17 protein-coding genes and 1 pseudogene are annotated in these 15,423 nt (G+C 67.0%); 8 read left to right on the top strand and 10 right to left on the bottom strand.

All coding sequences use genetic code 11. From position 1 onward, the window contains the following. Positions 1-210: 210 nt before the first annotated feature. Complete coding sequence (locus tag ON34_RS15480) at positions 211-1,200, top strand: heme o synthase (RefSeq protein ID WP_040779987.1); 990 nt, start codon at positions 211-213, stop codon at positions 1,198-1,200. Here ON34_RS15480 and ON34_RS15475 read toward each other — a convergent pair. After that, positions 1,193-2,614 (bottom strand): FAD-dependent monooxygenase, encoded by a 1,422-nt coding sequence (locus tag ON34_RS15475; RefSeq protein WP_040779931.1) that lies wholly within the window; start codon positions 2,612-2,614, stop codon positions 1,193-1,195. The genes ON34_RS15480 and ON34_RS15475 overlap by 8 nt on opposite strands. Positions 2,615-2,698: 84 nt before the next feature. On the opposite strand from ON34_RS15475, the gene ON34_RS15470 reads away from it, so the two are divergent. Continuing rightward, positions 2,699-3,313 carry a TetR/AcrR family transcriptional regulator gene (locus tag ON34_RS15470; RefSeq protein ID WP_245548047.1) on the top strand — a complete coding sequence of 205 codons (615 nt, stop codon included), beginning with the start codon at positions 2,699-2,701 and terminating at the stop codon, positions 3,311-3,313. Positions 3,314-3,833: 520 nt separating this feature from the next. Then, entirely contained in the window at positions 3,834-4,373 is a 540-nt protein-coding gene (locus ON34_RS15465) for a DUF8020 domain-containing protein (protein WP_245548046.1), read from the top strand. A gap of 260 nt (positions 4,374-4,633) precedes the next feature. On the opposite strand, the gene ON34_RS15460 is transcribed toward ON34_RS15465, so the two are convergent. Beyond that, on the bottom strand, positions 4,634-5,599 hold the full coding sequence (locus ON34_RS15460; RefSeq protein ID WP_040779985.1) for a quinone oxidoreductase family protein: 966 nt from the start codon (positions 5,597-5,599) through the stop codon (positions 4,634-4,636). A 61-nt stretch (positions 5,600-5,660) separates the two neighbouring features. Here ON34_RS15460 and ON34_RS15455 point away from each other — a divergent pair, with 61 nt between their 5' ends. The 3 genes from ON34_RS15455 to ON34_RS33600 all read left to right on the top strand — a co-directional run bounded on the left by ON34_RS15455 (position 5,661) and on the right by ON34_RS33600 (position 7,618). Beyond that, the gene (locus ON34_RS15455; protein WP_040779927.1) at positions 5,661-6,011 is read left to right on the top strand and encodes a hypothetical protein; all 351 of its coding nucleotides are present in this window, start codon (positions 5,661-5,663) and stop codon (positions 6,009-6,011) included. Between the two features lie 15 nt (positions 6,012-6,026). Then, a complete protein-coding gene (locus tag ON34_RS15450) occupies positions 6,027-6,809 on the top strand; it encodes a transporter substrate-binding domain-containing protein (protein WP_040779925.1) in 783 nt (260 codons plus the stop codon). A 194-nt stretch (positions 6,810-7,003) separates the two neighbouring features. After that, positions 7,004-7,618, top strand: a complete 615-nt coding sequence (locus tag ON34_RS33600; protein ID WP_051022683.1) for a DUF4304 domain-containing protein — start codon at positions 7,004-7,006, stop codon at positions 7,616-7,618. A gap of 246 nt (positions 7,619-7,864) precedes the next feature. On the opposite strand, the gene ON34_RS15440 is transcribed toward ON34_RS33600, so the two are convergent. Both ON34_RS15440 and ON34_RS15435 read right to left on the bottom strand, forming a co-directional pair. Continuing rightward, positions 7,865-8,788, bottom strand: coding sequence for an NADP-dependent oxidoreductase (locus ON34_RS15440; RefSeq protein WP_040779923.1), 924 nt, complete (start codon positions 8,786-8,788; stop codon positions 7,865-7,867). Next, positions 8,782-9,507: an SDR family NAD(P)-dependent oxidoreductase gene (locus ON34_RS15435; RefSeq protein WP_040779920.1), complete on the bottom strand. Its 726-nt coding sequence runs from the start codon at positions 9,505-9,507 to the stop codon at positions 8,782-8,784. The genes ON34_RS15440 and ON34_RS15435 overlap by 7 nt, the downstream gene beginning before the upstream one ends. 48 nt (positions 9,508-9,555) lie before the next feature. Here ON34_RS15435 and ON34_RS15430 point away from each other — a divergent pair, with 48 nt between their 5' ends. Next, complete coding sequence (locus tag ON34_RS15430; protein ID WP_218003895.1) at positions 9,556-10,452, top strand: LysR family transcriptional regulator; 897 nt, start codon at positions 9,556-9,558, stop codon at positions 10,450-10,452. A gap of 258 nt (positions 10,453-10,710) precedes the next feature. On the opposite strand, the pseudogene ON34_RS38105 reads toward ON34_RS15430, so the two are convergent. The 3 genes and pseudogenes from ON34_RS38105 to ON34_RS15420 form a co-directional block, all read right to left on the bottom strand. Beyond that, a pseudogene (locus ON34_RS38105) lies at positions 10,711-10,755 on the bottom strand (hypothetical protein); the annotation flags it as partial. A gap of 206 nt (positions 10,756-10,961) precedes the next feature. Continuing rightward, entirely contained in the window at positions 10,962-11,567 is a 606-nt protein-coding gene (locus ON34_RS15425; protein WP_083889468.1) for a flavoprotein, read from the bottom strand. A 175-nt stretch (positions 11,568-11,742) separates the two neighbouring features. Next, positions 11,743-12,159, bottom strand: a complete 417-nt coding sequence (locus ON34_RS15420) for a VOC family protein (RefSeq protein WP_040779918.1) — start codon at positions 12,157-12,159, stop codon at positions 11,743-11,745. 968 nt (positions 12,160-13,127) lie between these two features. On the opposite strand from ON34_RS15420, the gene ON34_RS15410 reads away from it, so the two are divergent. Beyond that, the gene (locus ON34_RS15410; RefSeq protein ID WP_218003894.1) at positions 13,128-13,421 is read left to right on the top strand and encodes a CYTH domain-containing protein; all 294 of its coding nucleotides are present in this window, start codon (positions 13,128-13,130) and stop codon (positions 13,419-13,421) included. Here the strand turns inward: ON34_RS15410 and ON34_RS15405 are convergent, their stop codons facing one another. From ON34_RS15405 to ON34_RS15395, 3 genes are all read right to left on the bottom strand, one after another. Then, positions 13,422-14,138: an HAD family hydrolase gene (locus tag ON34_RS15405; RefSeq protein ID WP_040779980.1), complete on the bottom strand. Its 717-nt coding sequence runs from the start codon at positions 14,136-14,138 to the stop codon at positions 13,422-13,424. A gap of 158 nt (positions 14,139-14,296) precedes the next feature. Beyond that, positions 14,297-14,521 (bottom strand): hypothetical protein, encoded by a 225-nt coding sequence (locus ON34_RS15400; protein WP_040779915.1) that lies wholly within the window; start codon positions 14,519-14,521, stop codon positions 14,297-14,299. Between the two features lie 22 nt (positions 14,522-14,543). After that, the gene (locus ON34_RS15395) at positions 14,544-15,422 is read right to left on the bottom strand and encodes a universal stress protein (protein ID WP_040779914.1); all 879 of its coding nucleotides are present in this window, start codon (positions 15,420-15,422) and stop codon (positions 14,544-14,546) included. Position 15,423: the final 1 nt, after the last annotated feature.

The raw sequence follows: 15,423 nt of genomic DNA, 5'->3' as shown, positions 1-15,423 counted from the left end.
TCTGGTCGGTCACATTCCCGTGCCGTTGCGCGGGGGCGAGGAGAAGGGCGGGGGCGGCAGGGGTCTACCATCCTTTGTAGTAGTAGTCGCGCCGCACCGGTCGGAGGGGGCGCCGGGGCGGACGGGTGTCCGGTACTGGCACATCCGGACCAGCGGGACGAGCGCTGCTGGTCCATGCCGGATGCGATGCACAGCGTGCGAGGAGAGACAGTGCGGATTGGGCGACAGCCGGGTGGCGATGGTGCGCACGGCTCCTCCGCGACGGCGCTGGCCGACCGGTTCACGGGTCCGGGCCTACCGTCCCGGCTGCTGCGGCGAGTGCTGGCCTACATCGCGCTGACCAAGCCGAGGGTGATCGAGCTGCTGCTCGTCGCCACGATCCCGACCATGCTGCTCGCCGACCGCGGCACCGTCGACATCCGCCTGATCCTGGCCACGCTGTTCGGCGGCTGGATGGGCGCGGCGAGCGCGAACACGCTCAACTGCGTCGCCGACGCCGACATCGACAAGATGATGAAGCGCACCGCCAAGCGGCCGCTGGCCCGGGAGGCGGTGCCGACGTCGAACGCCTTCGTCTTCGGCGTCGCGCTCGGCCTCGGCTCCTTCGCCTGGCTGTGGTGGCAGGCGAACCTGCTCAGCGGCCTGCTCGTGGTGGCGACGATCCTGTTCTACGTCTTCGTGTACACGCTTGGCCTCAAGCGCCGCACCTCGCAGAACGTGGTGTGGGGCGGCGCCGCCGGCTGCATGCCGGCGCTGGTCGGCTGGTCGGCGGTGACCGGAGGCATCGGCTGGCCCGCCATCGCGCTGTTCGGCGTCATCTTCTTCTGGACGCCGCCGCACACCTGGGCGCTGGCCATGCGCTACAAGGAGGACTACCGCGCGGCCGGGGTGCCGATGCTGCCGGTGGTGGCCACCGAGCGGACCGTCACCCGGCAGATCGTCATCTACACCTGGCTGACCGTGCTCACCACGCTGGCCCTCGTGCCGGCGACCGGCGTCATCTACGCGGCCGTCGCGCTGGTGGCCGGAGCGTGGTTCCTGCTCATGGCCCACCAGCTGTACGCGGGCGTGCGGCGCGGCGAATCGGTGAAGCCGCTGCGGCTGTTCCTCCAGTCGAACAACTACCTGGCCGTGGTGTTCTGCGGCCTCGCGGTGGACTCGGTGCTCGGCTGGGACACCATCGGCAGCTTCTTCAGCTGATCGCGCCCACGTAGCCGTCCGGCCGCACGAGTATCCGGGTGCCCTCGGTCGCGGCGTAGGCGGCGTGCGCGTGCCCGTCGACGTCCACCACGTGCGGCCCCGCGATCACGGTTCCCAGGCGGACCACCGCATACGCGGGCACGCCCGGCTCGGCCTCGACTGGAGCGCCGAACGACAACAGCGTCGCGTGCGGCCCGCGGAACAGATCGAACAGCCGCACCGGGCGTCCCGCGTCATCCTTCAGCGGCGCGTCCGGCGCGCGATCGCCGACGGCCAGCGCCGCGCGCACCGCGGGGTCGCGGTAGCTGATGTCCAACTGCTGGGTCTCCGGTCCGCGCTCCATCGCGTCCTCGGCGCCGTCGACCAGCTTGTCCAGCAGTTCGGAGCTCAGCCCGAGCACCCGGGCGGCCACCATCCGGCGTTCGGCCGCATAGCTGTCCAGGAGTGTGTCGTCTCCGGCGAGGGCGGCGGCCAGCTTCCAGCCGAGGTTGTAGGCGTCCTGGATGCCGGTGTTCATGCCCTGCCCGCCGGTGGGTGGGTGCGCGTGCGCGGCGTCACCGGCCAGGAATATCCGGCCCTCGCGGAACCGCTGCGCCAGACGCACATTCGGCCGCCACACCGTCACCCAGGTGAGGTCGGTGAGGGTGACGTCGTCGCGTCCGCAGTAGCGGTCCACGTATTCCTGCAGCAGTTCCAGGCTCGGCTGCGCGTCGTCGGCCAGCGGCGCGGCGAACTGGAACTGGCGCCCACCGGGCAGCGGTGACAACGCGATTCCCTCCATCGGCTGCGCGGCGGCGGCGAACCAGTAGCCGAACTCGTGGTCGAGCGCGTCGGCGCGCACGTCACCGAGGAGCATGCGGATCGACTCGTCGGTGCTGCCTTCGAACGGGATGCCCAGCGTCTTGCGGACGGTGCTCTTGCCGCCGTCGGCGCCGACCAGGTAGGCGGCTCGCACGCTCTCTCGCGCGCCGTTGTGTTCCACGGTCGCGGTGACGCCGTCGTCGTCCTGGGGGAAGTCGACCAGCGCGGTGCCGAGTTCCACCTGCACGCCGAACTCGGCGAGCCGATCGCGCAGGATGGCCTCGGTTCTGGACTGGCCGAGCACCCACAGATTCGGGTAGGGGACGGCCGGAGTCGGCTCGACCGGCTCGGACATCCTGCGCTCGGCGACGAACGTTCCGTCGAGATGAACGCGCATCACCGGTGTCGGCATCCCCGCCGCGAGCACCGCGTCCAGTACTTCCAGATCGTCGAAGACCTCCAGGGTGCGTGGCTGGATGCCGTCGCCGCGGGAGCCCGCGAAGAACGTCGCGGCTTTGTCGATGATTCGCACCGGGATGTTCCGGCGGGCGAGGTCGAGAGCGAGGGTGAGGCCGGTGGGTCCGGCGCCCACGACGAGAACGAGTCCTGACACGACATACTCCTGATGAATTCTGATTCAGTGAAGGCTGATTCAGTGTCGCGGTTGGTACGTTTCCCTGTCAAGGAGGTGAGGCGGGTGTCGCTGAGTCGTAAGGAGAAGTCGGCCGAAACCGAGCAGGCGCTGAAAGCCGCGGCGCTGCGATTGTTCGCCGAGCGCGGCTACTTGAACACCAAGATCACCGACATCACGACGGAGGCGGGCCGGGCGGCCGGATCGTTCTACAACCACTTCGGGAGCAAGGAAGAACTGCTCCAAGCGCTGCTGAACGATCTGGCCGCCGCGGGTGACGAGCGCGCGGAAGGGGCCGATCACAACCCGGATTTCAGCGATCCGGAGGCCGTGCGCTACCACGTCGCCGGGTATTGGACCTTCGCGCGAGAGCACGGGCCGGTTCTGCGCGCGGTGAATCAGGCGGCGCTGGTCAACGAGGACTTCGCCCGTATGGTCGCCCACTTCGCGGTCCAGCAGCGCACCGACATCGCCGACCATGTGGCGGGCTTCCCCGGCAAGGGATTACAGCTGCCGAGCACACCTGACGCCAGCCTGGCGATGATGTTCCTGCTCACCCAGAGCCTGCTGCTCGCGGTCGAGGACGGCACGGTCGCGTTGACCGACGAACAGGCCGTGGAGGGCCTGACTCGCTTCATCTACCGGGGGCTGACCGGGCGGGATATCCCGGAACCCAGCTGATTCCGTCCGAAACGCAGCGCAGCGCCACCGGCGTCACCCAGCGACACCGACCTGCAGATCAATACTGAGCACATTGCCGTCGCGCAGCTCAGTCGAATGGAAGCGGGTGCAGCACAGGGTCGTTCATCGAGAGGCAGGGGTGTTGCGGAACGGGACGCGATGGAGCAGTCCGATCCCTGAGCCCTGCATGGAATCGCGGAATGATTGCTGTAGGCCGTCGAGCGGAAGCTGTCGGGGTAGCTCGAATTCGAGACGCAGGAGTGCCTGCGGCATAGCCGCGCGGTTGCCGCCTGGTTACGCTGATGGCTGACCCGGCCACCTGAAAACCGGGGTATTCCATTGTGGTCCGATCGAGCGCACCATGGGAACAGCCCGGTTTGTTCATCAGGGACGTGCCGAAGGGCCGGATCCCTGTTCAGGGCAGCATAATTGGATCCCGATTTGCCACGCCCCGCGTGCTGCCGATTCGACGACCGCAACCGGGCGCTCATGTTCGGGGCCGCGGTGAATCGACTCGTGATTGCAGGTAACCATCATGATCATTGCGAAAATCGCCGCCACAGCACTTCTTTCCGCCGCCGCACTGGGCGTCACGGCCGCGACCGGCCATGGCGAGGCGGGCGTGGCCGGTCCGGAAATAAGCGGTGTCGACCAGGGCGTCGCGTACACGGCCGCGGTGGCGTCCGACCGGTCCAGCGCGACCGTCACCCTTGCCTCGGGTTCATTCGTCTTGACACCCACCGGGGTATCCGTGGCGGCACCGGACGGTTCGGTAATCGGCCAGGTGCCTACGACGCTGCGCAGCGTCTCGGGCCAGGAGGTGCGGGTGGCGCCCGATATCGATGCCACCGCGACGACCTTGACCCTGACTCCCATCGGCACGGCGACACCGGAGCCGGGTGCACCGCAGTTCATCGGTGACGCCGGCACCACGGTCGCCGGCGTGTTGATCGGTTGCGCCGTGGGCGCGCTGATCGGCCTTCTCTTCCTGATCGTCGGGGCACTTCCCGGCTGTGTCATCGGCGGGATCATCGGCGGTATCGCCGGCGCGAACCAGTGACGCGACAGCTCACCTGACAATGTTCCGGTCGGCGCGGACGATTCTCCGCGCCGACCGATCCGTGCCCGGGGCTCGGCCGGGGATGTCACCCGTCATCGCGGCGGGCGTTTCCGGCTCGACGGCCTCATCCACACCGCGCGGTACGACTCGACGTACGAGACTGTTCGGTTGCGGCGACTCAGGGAGTCATCGCCCGGGCGCTTGTTTGCCGTGAAGGAAACTTGACGGTGGGCCACCCGTCGATCGCCCTCTGCTCGAGTTCACGGAAGAAGGACAATGGAACCGGTGGTCTTGCGACCTTCCAAGTCGCGGTGGGCCTGCTCGGCATCGGCGAGCGGATAGGTCGCGCCGATGCGGATATTCAACGTACCGTTGGCGATGGCGTCGAGGACATCGCCCGCCCGCCACGCGAGCTCAGCCCGATCGCGGGTGTAGTGCGCGAGGGTGGGCCGGGTGACGAACAGCGAACCGGACGTGCTGAGGCGTTGCAGGTCGAACGGCGGCACCGGCCCGCTCGCGCCGCCGAACAGCGCGAGCATGCCGCGCACGCGCAGCGAGGCAAGACTCGATTCGAAAGTCGCCGCACCGACGCCGTCGTAGACCGCGGCCACGCCGATCCCGTCGGTGAGTTTGCGCACCTGGTCGGCGAGCTGGTCGCCGTAGCGCAGCACCTCGGCCGCGCCCGCCGCGCGGGACAGGGTCTCCTTGTCGTCGGAGGAGACGGTCGTGATCACGCGCACGCCGCGTGCCGTGAGGAGCTGGGTCAGGATCAGCCCGACACCACCCGCGCCCGCGTGCACCAGCACGGTCTCACCGGGCTCCGGCTTGTAGATGGATTCGATGAGGTAGTGCGCGGTCATGCCCTGCAACAGCGCGGACGCGGCCACCGGCGGATCGACCGCGTCCGGCACCGCGATGGCGACAGCGGCGTTCACCGCGACTCTGGGAGCGTAACTGCCCGGCGCGGCCGCCCAGGCGACCCGGTCGCCGACCGAGAAATCGGTGACATTCGCGCCGACCTCGGCGACGACGCCGGTGCCCTCCGCTCCGGGAATGTAGGGGACGTCCTGCGGATAGCGCCCGGTGCGGATATAGGTGTCGATGAAGTTGACACCGATCGCCTGCGTATCGACCAGCAACTGGTCCGGCCCGATCTGCGGATCGGGCACCTCCACGTACTTCAGGACCTCGGGACCACCGTGCTCGGAAACCTGAATGGCGCGCATGAGATCCAGTTGTACACCCGAGGGGCTGGACCGCATCCTACCGGTCGGTAAACTGCCTGCCATGAGTGCTGAAACCGCCACGCCCCCGACGAAGCTGTCGGGCGCCCTCGTGGAGTCCGTCAAGGGATTCGTCGCCGATCACGGCGGCTCCGCCACGGCCGTGCTCCAGCCGATCGGGCGCGCCGGCGTCCGGCTCACCCTGGTCGGCGCCGACGGCGTCCTCGGCGACCGCGTCGTGCCCGACCTGGACGCCGCCAAGGATCTGGTTGCCACCGTCGACGGCCTCACCGAGACCGACGAATGGGATCGCGAGCTCACCTCGACCGTCACGCCCCGCAAGGGCCACTGGGCCAAGATGGCGGGCTGGGTCGCCAAGCAGACCCGTTTCCCCAAGGCGCGCAACGAGAAGTGATCGGTGCGTAGCCGGATGACGCGGCTGTCGAGCCGCATCGGCGCGGTGCTGGTCGCCGGGTGCACCGCCCTTGTCCCCGTGGCGATTCCGGCGGCGGCGCAGGACACGTCGAATGCCTTGCGTGCCTGCACCCCTGGCGACTACCCGCCGTACGCGGTCGCCGACGGCGGCTACCGCGGGGTGGACGTGGATCTCGCCCGCGGATTCGCCGCCGCGCTCGCCCGTCCGATCGAGTTCGTGCCCGTGACGTGGGCGACGCTGAAAACCGATTTCGCCGAGCGGAACTGCGATATCGCCGTTGGAGGCATCTCCGACCAGCCGTCCCGCCGCACTTTCGCCGACTTCTCGATCACCTACGGCACCGACGGCAAAACCCCGATCACCCGCCGCTCCAACGGCGCCGCGTACTCGACCATCGAGGAGATCAACCGTCCCGGCGTCCGGGTCATCGCGAACCGCGGTGGTACGAACGAGGACTTCGCTCGCAAGAACTTCCCCGAGGCGCAGCTCACCCTGTGGCCGGACAATCTGACGATCTTCGGCGAGATCGAACAGGGCCGCGCCGACGTATTCGTCACCGACGCCGTCGAGGGCCGCTACCGCGTCCGCCAGCACCCGGACCTCCAGGTGCTCCACCCGGAAGCGCCATTCGACTCATTCGGCAAGGTGTTGCTGGTGCGGAAGAACGACGCGGTCTTGTCCACCGCGCTCAACGCCTATCTGGCGACCCAGCTCGCAACAGGTGAGGTGGACCGGCTGTTCGACCAGTGGATCGGTCCCAACGCCTCCGCCCGCTGACCGCACCCCGGGCTGATCGGCATTGCCGGTCGGCGGGAATGGGCGCTGCTCAGGAGAGAGTGCGCCGACCGACCTCATGCAGCCGCATCCCGCAACGTCGCGCGGACCTCCATCGACACGAAGCCGCCGCCGATTTCAGGTGTGTCGCATCGGCGAGCGATACGCTCCACCATCGAGCGCTATATCGTCGGAGAATGCTTGATCTCGACGCGGTCGTGAAGAGCCTGATGCGGGATGTCGGCGCCGCGCTTCGGCCGATGGGCTTTCGCGGTTCCGGCGGTCTCTGGAGGCTTGTCACCGCTGAGGGAGCCGCCGTGGTTCAGAAACAGGGTTCGCACGGCTCGAGCTGGGACGCCAAGCAGTTCTACATCAATACGTCCGTGGTGCCGAGGGCGTGGTGGGAGTGGAAGCACAGGGCTGCTCGCCCGATCGACAAGGCAAGCGAAGCTGACGGTATCCGGATCCTCGAAGGCCGGGTTACGTCAGCGGGCGGCGCCGACCGGTGGCACGTGACCGACGGCACGGACGTGGACCGGCTGCGTTCTGATCTCCTCGCCGCCGTGACAGCGGCGGCGGGCCGGTCGGCGGAGTTGCTGAAACCAGGCCGCTATGCCGACGAGTTGTCCGCGTTGCCGGACAAACAGGTGGGTCATTGGGAAGCTCTGGTAGTGCTGCTCGCCGAGAGCGGGCCGACGCCGGAGTTGCGGGCTGCGTGTACCGGGCTGCGCCGCGCCTTCGCCGACCGGCCCCACGCCGCCGGATATGCCGATCGTCTTATCGAGCGGGCGCTGAACCGCCCGTCATCCTGACCGGCGGTTCACCGCTCTGTCAGAGGCGGCGGTCAGTGGGACATCCGCTGGTCCACCCCGGCCAGGCTTCTCTGAACTAATCGGCCATGCCCATCCCGGAGTCGCCCGAACCCACGCTCATGCCGAATATCGGATATGTCGTCCGGGTTGTCGCGGGCCCTCGGGTGGCCGACCGGACAGTCCCGACAGGATTCATCCTGTGGTTGAGAGTGCCTCTGGGAGCGGGTTGCATTGTGCTGGTCCAGGTTAGGGCTCGAGCACGATTTTGCCGTGGGTGTGTCGGCGTTCGAGTTCGGTGTAGGCCTGGCGGACCTGTGCCAAGGGGTAGACGTTCGCGATCGGGACTTCGAGGTGTCCTTCGGCGATCAGGGCGGCCAATTCGGCGAGTACCTCGGCACCCGGCGGGGCGTTGGTTGCGGGTTCGGTCTTGACTCCGTACTTCGCGGCCGCCGCGAAATCGGCGATGGTGTCGATCCGTTCGACCGCGACGCCCAGGGCAAGGGCGAGTTCGACGTACCCGCCGCCGTGGGCGTCGATGAAGGCATCGATGCCGCCCGGTGCGGCGGCTTTGATCCGGTCGATGGCGTGGTCACCGTAGGCGACCGGTATCACGCCGTGGCTTTGCAGCCATTCGTGGTTGTGCTGGCTCGCCAAGCCGATGACGGTGGCTCCGGCACGGCGAGCGAGCTGAACGGCGAGCGAGCCGACTCCTCCGGCTGCCGCGGAGACGACAACGGTCTCCCCCTTGTCGAGTTGCACGGAATGTACTGCCCCCCAGGCGGTCACCCCGGCGACGTAGAGGCCGCCAGCCACCGCCCAAGGGACGCCGTTCGGTTTGGGTGTGAGGTTGTCGACGTCGACCAGGACCAGCTCGGCCTGGGCGGCCCGATTCTCGGAGAATCCGATCACCTCGTCGCCGACCGAGAATCGGTCGACTCCGGCACCGACCTCGGCGACAACCCCGGCGAGATCGCTGCCCTGCCCGGACGGAAACGTCGAGGGAAAGATGTCGGCCATCGCGCCGGTGCGGATGGCCGCCTCACCGGGGTTGATGCCTGCCGCCTTTACCCGAACCAGGACCTGCCCGTCGTCGGGCACGGGGCGGTCGACCTCGTCGACCCGCAACATCTCGATTCCACCGAACTCGTCGTATCTGACTGCCTTCACCACGGCACCGTTCCGGCGTCGTCGAAGAATCCGCCGGTCGGTCCGTCGTCGGGCAGGGTCGCGAGGTGAATCGCGATGGCCGCGCCCTGTTGTGGTGTGCGGACGCCGCGGAAGCCGTTGAGGTCGGTGGCGGTGAAACCGGGGCAGCCGGAGTTGATCAGGATGTTGGTATCAGCCAGTTCCTTGACGTATTGGATAGTGAGGGCGTTGAGGAAGGTCTTCGACGCCAAGTAGGCGGCGGGAACCGGGCCCATGTCGATGCCTGGGGTGGTTTGCAGGGCGAGCGAACCGACGCTGCTGGACATGTTGACGATTCGCGGTGAGGCCGAGGCGCGCAGCATCGGCAGCATCGCGTTGGTGACCCGGATGACCCCGATCACGTTGGTTTCCACGACAGCTCGCACGGTCGCGGGATCGACCGTGGTCGGGGTCTGCGGCACGCCGCCGGTGATCGCGGCGTTGTTGACCAAGACGTCGAGCCCTCCGGCATGGTCGGCGATCAATTCGGCCGCAGCGGCCACACTTGCGTCGTCGGTCACGTCGAGCGGTACGCCGAATGCATCGGTCCCGGCCGCGCGCAGTTTCTCCACCGCGGTGTCGCGGCGTTGTTGATCTCGCGCGCCCACCCCGATTCGCCAGCCAAGGGCGCCCAGGCCCGCGGCGATCTCGTATCCGATTCCTTTGTTCGCGCCGGTCACCAGCGCGATCGTCTGTTCACTCACACCGCCGATCCTGCTGCGGCTGCGGGTGCAGCGTCCAAGACCGGTCGGGTGGGCGGCGATACCGCACGGGTATTGATCGTGGTCAGCGCCGGATACGATGAGCTGGTGGAGACGCGGGAGATGCGATACTTCGTCGCCGTCGCCGAGGAGTTGCACTTCGGGCGGGCGGCGCAACGGCTCGCGATGGCGCAACCACCACTATCGCGAGCCATCCAGCAGCTCGAGCGGCGGCTCGGAGTCGTTCTGCTGCACCGCACCGCTCGCGCCATCGCTTTGACCGAGGCCGGGGCAGTGCTGCTGCGGGAGGCCCGGACCGCGCTCGACGCGGTGGAAGCCGCCGAGCGGCGCACCCGCCGCGCCGCGGCCGAGCAGCCCGGTGTGGTGCTGGCCACCAAGGCCGGAGCCTCCAGGGAACTGTTGTCGAAGCTGCTGCACGCCTACGCCGCCGAACCGGGCGCCGTGGCCGTCGAGGTGATGCTGTGCGGGCCAGGCCAGCCGGAAAGTCTGCTGCGCACCGGGCGTGCCGACGTTGCTCTGCTCCACCGGCCTTACGACACGACAGCCGGATTCGACACCGAGGACCTGCGCACCGAACAACAGGTCGTGGTCCTGCCCGCGGGTCATCCCCTCGCCAACCGGACGCATCTGTCGTTGGCCGAGCTCAACACCCAGACCGACCTGCCCCTGCCGCGCTGGCCTGGACGGGATGGCAGCTATCCGGACGGCCCCGGCCCGCAGGTGCGCGACCACACCCAACTGTTCCAACTGATCGCGCTCGGACTGGCCTGCGCGGTCGTGCCCGAGTCGCTCCGAGACCAGCTACGCGACGACCACGCCGTCGTGCCCGTGCCGGACGCACCGGCCGTCACGACCGTCATCGCCTGGCCACCACACAGCAGATCCAAAGCCGTTGCCGACCTCGTCCACACCGCGACACGCCTCTAACCGACACCGCTGTGCGTGGTTCGAAACGACCACAGACGTTTCAAAGCCGATCGAGGTGTTGGCGTCGGTGAGCGCCGTGGCGGCGAGGGCGTTGAACCGCTGATCGGGAATCGCGCGTGGAATCCGATGCGGCACCTTCGGCCGGTAGCGCCCGACCCGCTCATGCGCCCACCCATCCATCGGATTTCGAAGGGCATGGGCGCGTTGGATCCAGCAGCTGAAGTCGCGCGCCTCCACTCGGGTTGCCCGATCCCAGTCGACCTCGACGGCCTGCGTGAAGCGCCACCACCGCAGCAGGTCCATGCCGTACGAACGTAGTGTTGCCGCAGATCGCCCCCTGCCAGCAGTTCACGCAGGAACAAGCTCACCGGCTCTACCAACTCGCCGTCGGCATCGAGCAACCGGTAGGGCTCGCTGCACTCTCCGGTCGATACCACCCGGCCGTCGCGGGGTACCACCAAAGTGGCGAGGTCGCGGTGGCTCTTCTCCGATTCGATCACGCGGGCAAGCTACCGACACCGTGCAGAACGCGGGTGCCTCGACTGCCCCAACCCTGGGTTAGTTCGGTCAACGGCGCGTGGGTGTGCCAGCAGCGCTTGCCAGGCCGTATGCCATGGGAACCGGGGGATGAGTGACTCTCCGGTGCCCGGCTCATGCGGCTCGCCCTCGCCCGTCAGTACCGTGACGCCCCAGTCGGACAGTTTGCGCATCGCGTCTTGGATCGCGGGAAAGCTCATCTGCGCGCGATTGGAGAACGGCACCGCCACAATCGGCAGCCCCTTACCCAGCCCTTCGACCAGCAGCCCGAGCGGCAGCGTGTCGGAGATCCCGGCGGCCCATTTCGCGACGGAGTTCCCGGTGACCGGCGCGGCGATCATGCCGTCCGGCGGTGGAAGGACATCCGGTGTGCCGGGCTCCTTGTACTCACTGCGCACCGGGTACCCGGTCTGCGCGGTGAGTTCGTCGATGTCGATGAAACGGGTTCCGGAGGGTGAAGCGATCACGCAGACCTCCCATCCGTCCGCCTGCGCCATCGTGACCAGCTTGCCGACATCCCGGGCGGCGGGGGAGCCGGTCACAAGGGCATACAGCACGGGATTTCCCTTGGCGTCCATACGATCATCGTGTCACGCCAGGAGTGGGTGTTCTTCGATTCACCGGTTTCGCGAGAGACGTGCATTCCCTTGCGGAATCGATCGATGTCGACCTCGAGCTGGTTGCGGCCGCGGTGTCTGCCCGGCCGTTTGTGTGGGAGCGGCGATGCGCATCTGCGGTGCCGTGCCTGCTCGATTATCGCTTGCGTACGACCAATTCCAGCGCGATGTTGTCTGGATCGCGAAATTCCAGGATGTACATGGGACCGAGGTCTTTCACGCCCTCGTGAGCGATGCCGAGTTCGTCGAGCAGGGCAGCCGCCGCATCGAGATCCGACCGGGTGGCAAGGGAGAAGGCGAGATGGTCGAGTCCTACTCGATCTTCGTCGAACTCGTCGCTTGCGACCGGGCGAAGTCCGAGCAGTGCATCCCCCATCTGATAGATCACGCCGCCGAAGAGGAATCCGAATCGCTCACGTGTGGCTTCGTCTGCGTCCGCGGGACACTCCCACGCGATCGGCCAGCCGAAGACGGCGTCATAGAAGGCCCGCGATCTCTTGATGTCGGTCACTGTCAAGCGCGCGTGGTCGAACGAACTGGTGGCGATCGGCATGGTCTAGATACTGTCACGATTGTCGGTTCCGTTCAGGTGACGAGACCGCGAACTGATGTCCACGGTCGGCCGTCGAGGAGATCAACCGTCCCGGCGTCCGGGTTATCGCGAATTGCGGGGTCCACCAACGAGGAGTACGCGCGCAAGAACTTCCCTGAGGCGCAGCGCGGGCTCGGTTCCTCGAATCCCCAAGCCGGTTGGTCATCTGGCCGGGTCTCCGTAAGCCCCGGACATAGAGCGAAGGCAGGTCGGAGGACGGTAGGTGTTCCAGAAGTCGTCATGGACTTGATCCCACAGTCGGGTCAACTTCGGGAAGCGGTCGCGCATCTCCACCAGGTCGGGCGCCATGGCTAGCGTGCATGCTACTAATGGTTCGGCGTCTTCGAGTGTGCTGCGAACCAGCAGCATCCTGATCTGGCGTCGATACAGCGGGAAGGTGCGCCGCGAGGACTCGCCGTTCGACGGCGGCGTTGTGGGCGACCAGCACTCGCCCGAACAGCTCCGAGTCGATCTCCTCAGCGACTTCGTGCCACGGCGGGCAGTCCGCGAGGTCGGCGTTGGTGATGCCGTGCACCTTGCGCGTCACGATCGGCGTCACCGGCTGATGCGGCTTGATCAGCCACGAGCGCAATGCGTCGGCCGTAACCGGTCCCTCGACAGTCAGCGGCCTCGATCACTCTCGACTCCATTTCAGACAATCCGCTCCGCATGAGAAACGGCATGCTCTAGCGTCCGGCCAAACGCGTGATGCAAGACCCCTCGCAGGCTCGGCTCAATCCGGTGTATCGGGGAATTGGTCAGGCCTCTCCCGTCCAGGAGCCTCAGCATCTCGAAAGTGTGCGGCTTGACCTTCGGCAACATCGGGTCGGTCGCTCGATTGAGCAGTTGAATCGGTGTGACGTGCGGCCGGAAATAACGGTGCCCAATCAGCAGCTCAGCTGCCTCCTCATCGCTCATCAGCGCCCGACGTGATGGAGCAGATCATCCGGCGATTGGGCTACCGCCCGCAGATCTCCTTCACCAAGCAGTGCGAAAATCATCAGTTCACCGCCGCTGGCCGCGAAATGCTCGCAACGGTAGTCACAGTCCCTGAGATCGAGGGAACGTTCCTGGAACTGGAGACTCAGGTCGACACCGAGGAGGACCTCGACAACGCACTCGCCGATCTCCGTGCGGTGCTGGCCGTGCTCGGCATCTCCTCCGATCAGCTCACCACCGAGCTGTACACCGATGCCGTGGCAGCAAGCCGCCGCACAGGATGATCAACTGCGGCCGATCAATGATTGCACCGTAGGAAGTACGGAATTCGATTCCCGGTCATCCAATATCGCATCGGGTGAGTGTTGCGCGAGTTCGTCACGACCGATCCGGTGCGCGACGGCGATAACACGGAATCCGGCGTGCCGGGCGCAAGCGATATCGTTCGGCGCATCACCGATGACAACTGTTCGTGCAGCGTCGAGCGCATCGCCATACCGCGCGGCAAATTGCTTGGCGACCACTGCGGGAAGCTCGAATCTGTCTCTCGCATCGGACCCGAATCCGCCGATATCCAGGTCCAAGTGCGAATCCAGACCGGCAACCCTGAGCTTGAATTCCGCAGCGGCACGGAGATTCCCGGTCAGAACGGTCTGAACGAACCCGTACTCGTCCAGAGAGGAGATTGCATCGGCTGTTCCCGGATACGGAGGTTGATCTCGCACGAATTCTTGCTCGCCCTCAGTCATGACCTGCGCCAGCTCTCGAGGAAAACGTTCGATTCCGAGCTCGGCCAACTCGGGAGAGATACCTGAAGAGATGGCTGTGTCCACGACGATGGACTCGTCGGTGTAGCCGTGCACCCGTGCAGAGGGGAAGATGACATCCGCTTCTTGGATTGCATACGTACGCGCGACAGCTCTTCGGAGCCAACGGAGGTCGGCAGGAATCAGGGTGCCGTCGACGTCCCAGACGATGAGCCCCGCGTATTCCGCACTCATGTGCAGCATTCTGGCAGACCGATGCACGGGACGTTGCTGAGACGCTGTAGCTGGCGAGCGCACCGATTGCTCAGGCGCCACCTGGGCGGGATGTGCGTGAACCAGTGCGACCTGGCGTGTGATTGTTCTGCGAACCGTGAACGCGCGCGAGTCAGTCGCTAGCGATTCCGCAGCTGGCCAACACTCCAGTACACCAGCCGTGCGGCGACGCCGAGGTAGAGGACACTCACGGCGACCACCATGATCCCGTAATCCACTGCCCATCTGGGGATTTCGACTACGGCGAGGAGTGCGGCGACGATCATCACCAGGCCGAGTACCAGTGCGATCGGAGCGAGGGGAGCGAGTTCCCTGTCGCGGTTGTCGGGTGGCTTGTCGGGCATGAGGTCCGGGCTCCTCCGTGCGCTACCGTTCACGGCAGATGACGACCGGGGTAGGGGCGTGGTGCAGGAGATTCTGGCTGGTCGACCCGACCAGGAGCCCGGTGAGGCGGTTGTGCCCGCGGCTGCCGGTCAGCACCAGCTGCGTGCTCGCGGCGAATTCGAGCAGCGCCTGTGCGGGGGTGTTCTTCTGGACCACTTTGGTGACGGTGACATCCGGGTACTTCTCGCTCCACCCGGCCATGCGCTCGGACAGCAGTTCCTCCTCCTGCTGGGCCAGTGTCTCCCAGGCGTCGGGCACCGGCGTCCACTGCAGCAGGTCGGGGTCGTTCCAGGCGTGCAACGCGATGACCTCCACGTCCAGCGCCGCCGCCAGCTCGAACGCCTCGCCGACCGCGGCGGTGCTGGCGGGGCTGCCGTCGACGCCGACCAGCACAGGGCGCCCGTCCGGCAGCGGCTCGTCGGTGCTGCCACGCCATACCGTCACCGGGCAGGCCGCCTTGTTCGCGACCGTCAGGGTGGTCGATCCCAGGAGCAAAGTGGTGAGCCGGTCACTGAAGTTCGCCGCGACGACGATCATGCGGGCGACGGCGCTGTGCTCGATCAGCTTGCGTGCGGGCATGCCGTCTTCGACGAATTGGCGGATATCCAGCCGAGGCTGATCGGCGCGTACCGCCTCGACCGCCTCGTCGAGCTTGTTCTTCGCCGCGGCCCGGAGTTCGGGCACCAGGTTGATCGCGGTCGACGAGGTCAGCGGGTAGTCGATGGTGGGAGCGACACCGAGCAGCACAAGGGGGGCGCGCAGGCGGTTCGCGACGGCACCCGCCCAGCGGGCGGCCGCCAGCGCGGTGGCGGTGCCGTCGATTCCGACGACGATCGACTGACGGTCGGCGAGCGGGCTCATC

The sequence above is a fragment of the Nocardia pneumoniae NBRC 100136 genome, assembly GCF_000308755.1.
GTDB lineage: Bacteria > Actinomycetota > Actinomycetes > Mycobacteriales > Mycobacteriaceae > Nocardia > Nocardia pneumoniae.
The sequence above is the reverse complement of the archived record's forward strand: the minus strand, read 5'-3'. Positions and strand labels throughout refer to the sequence as shown.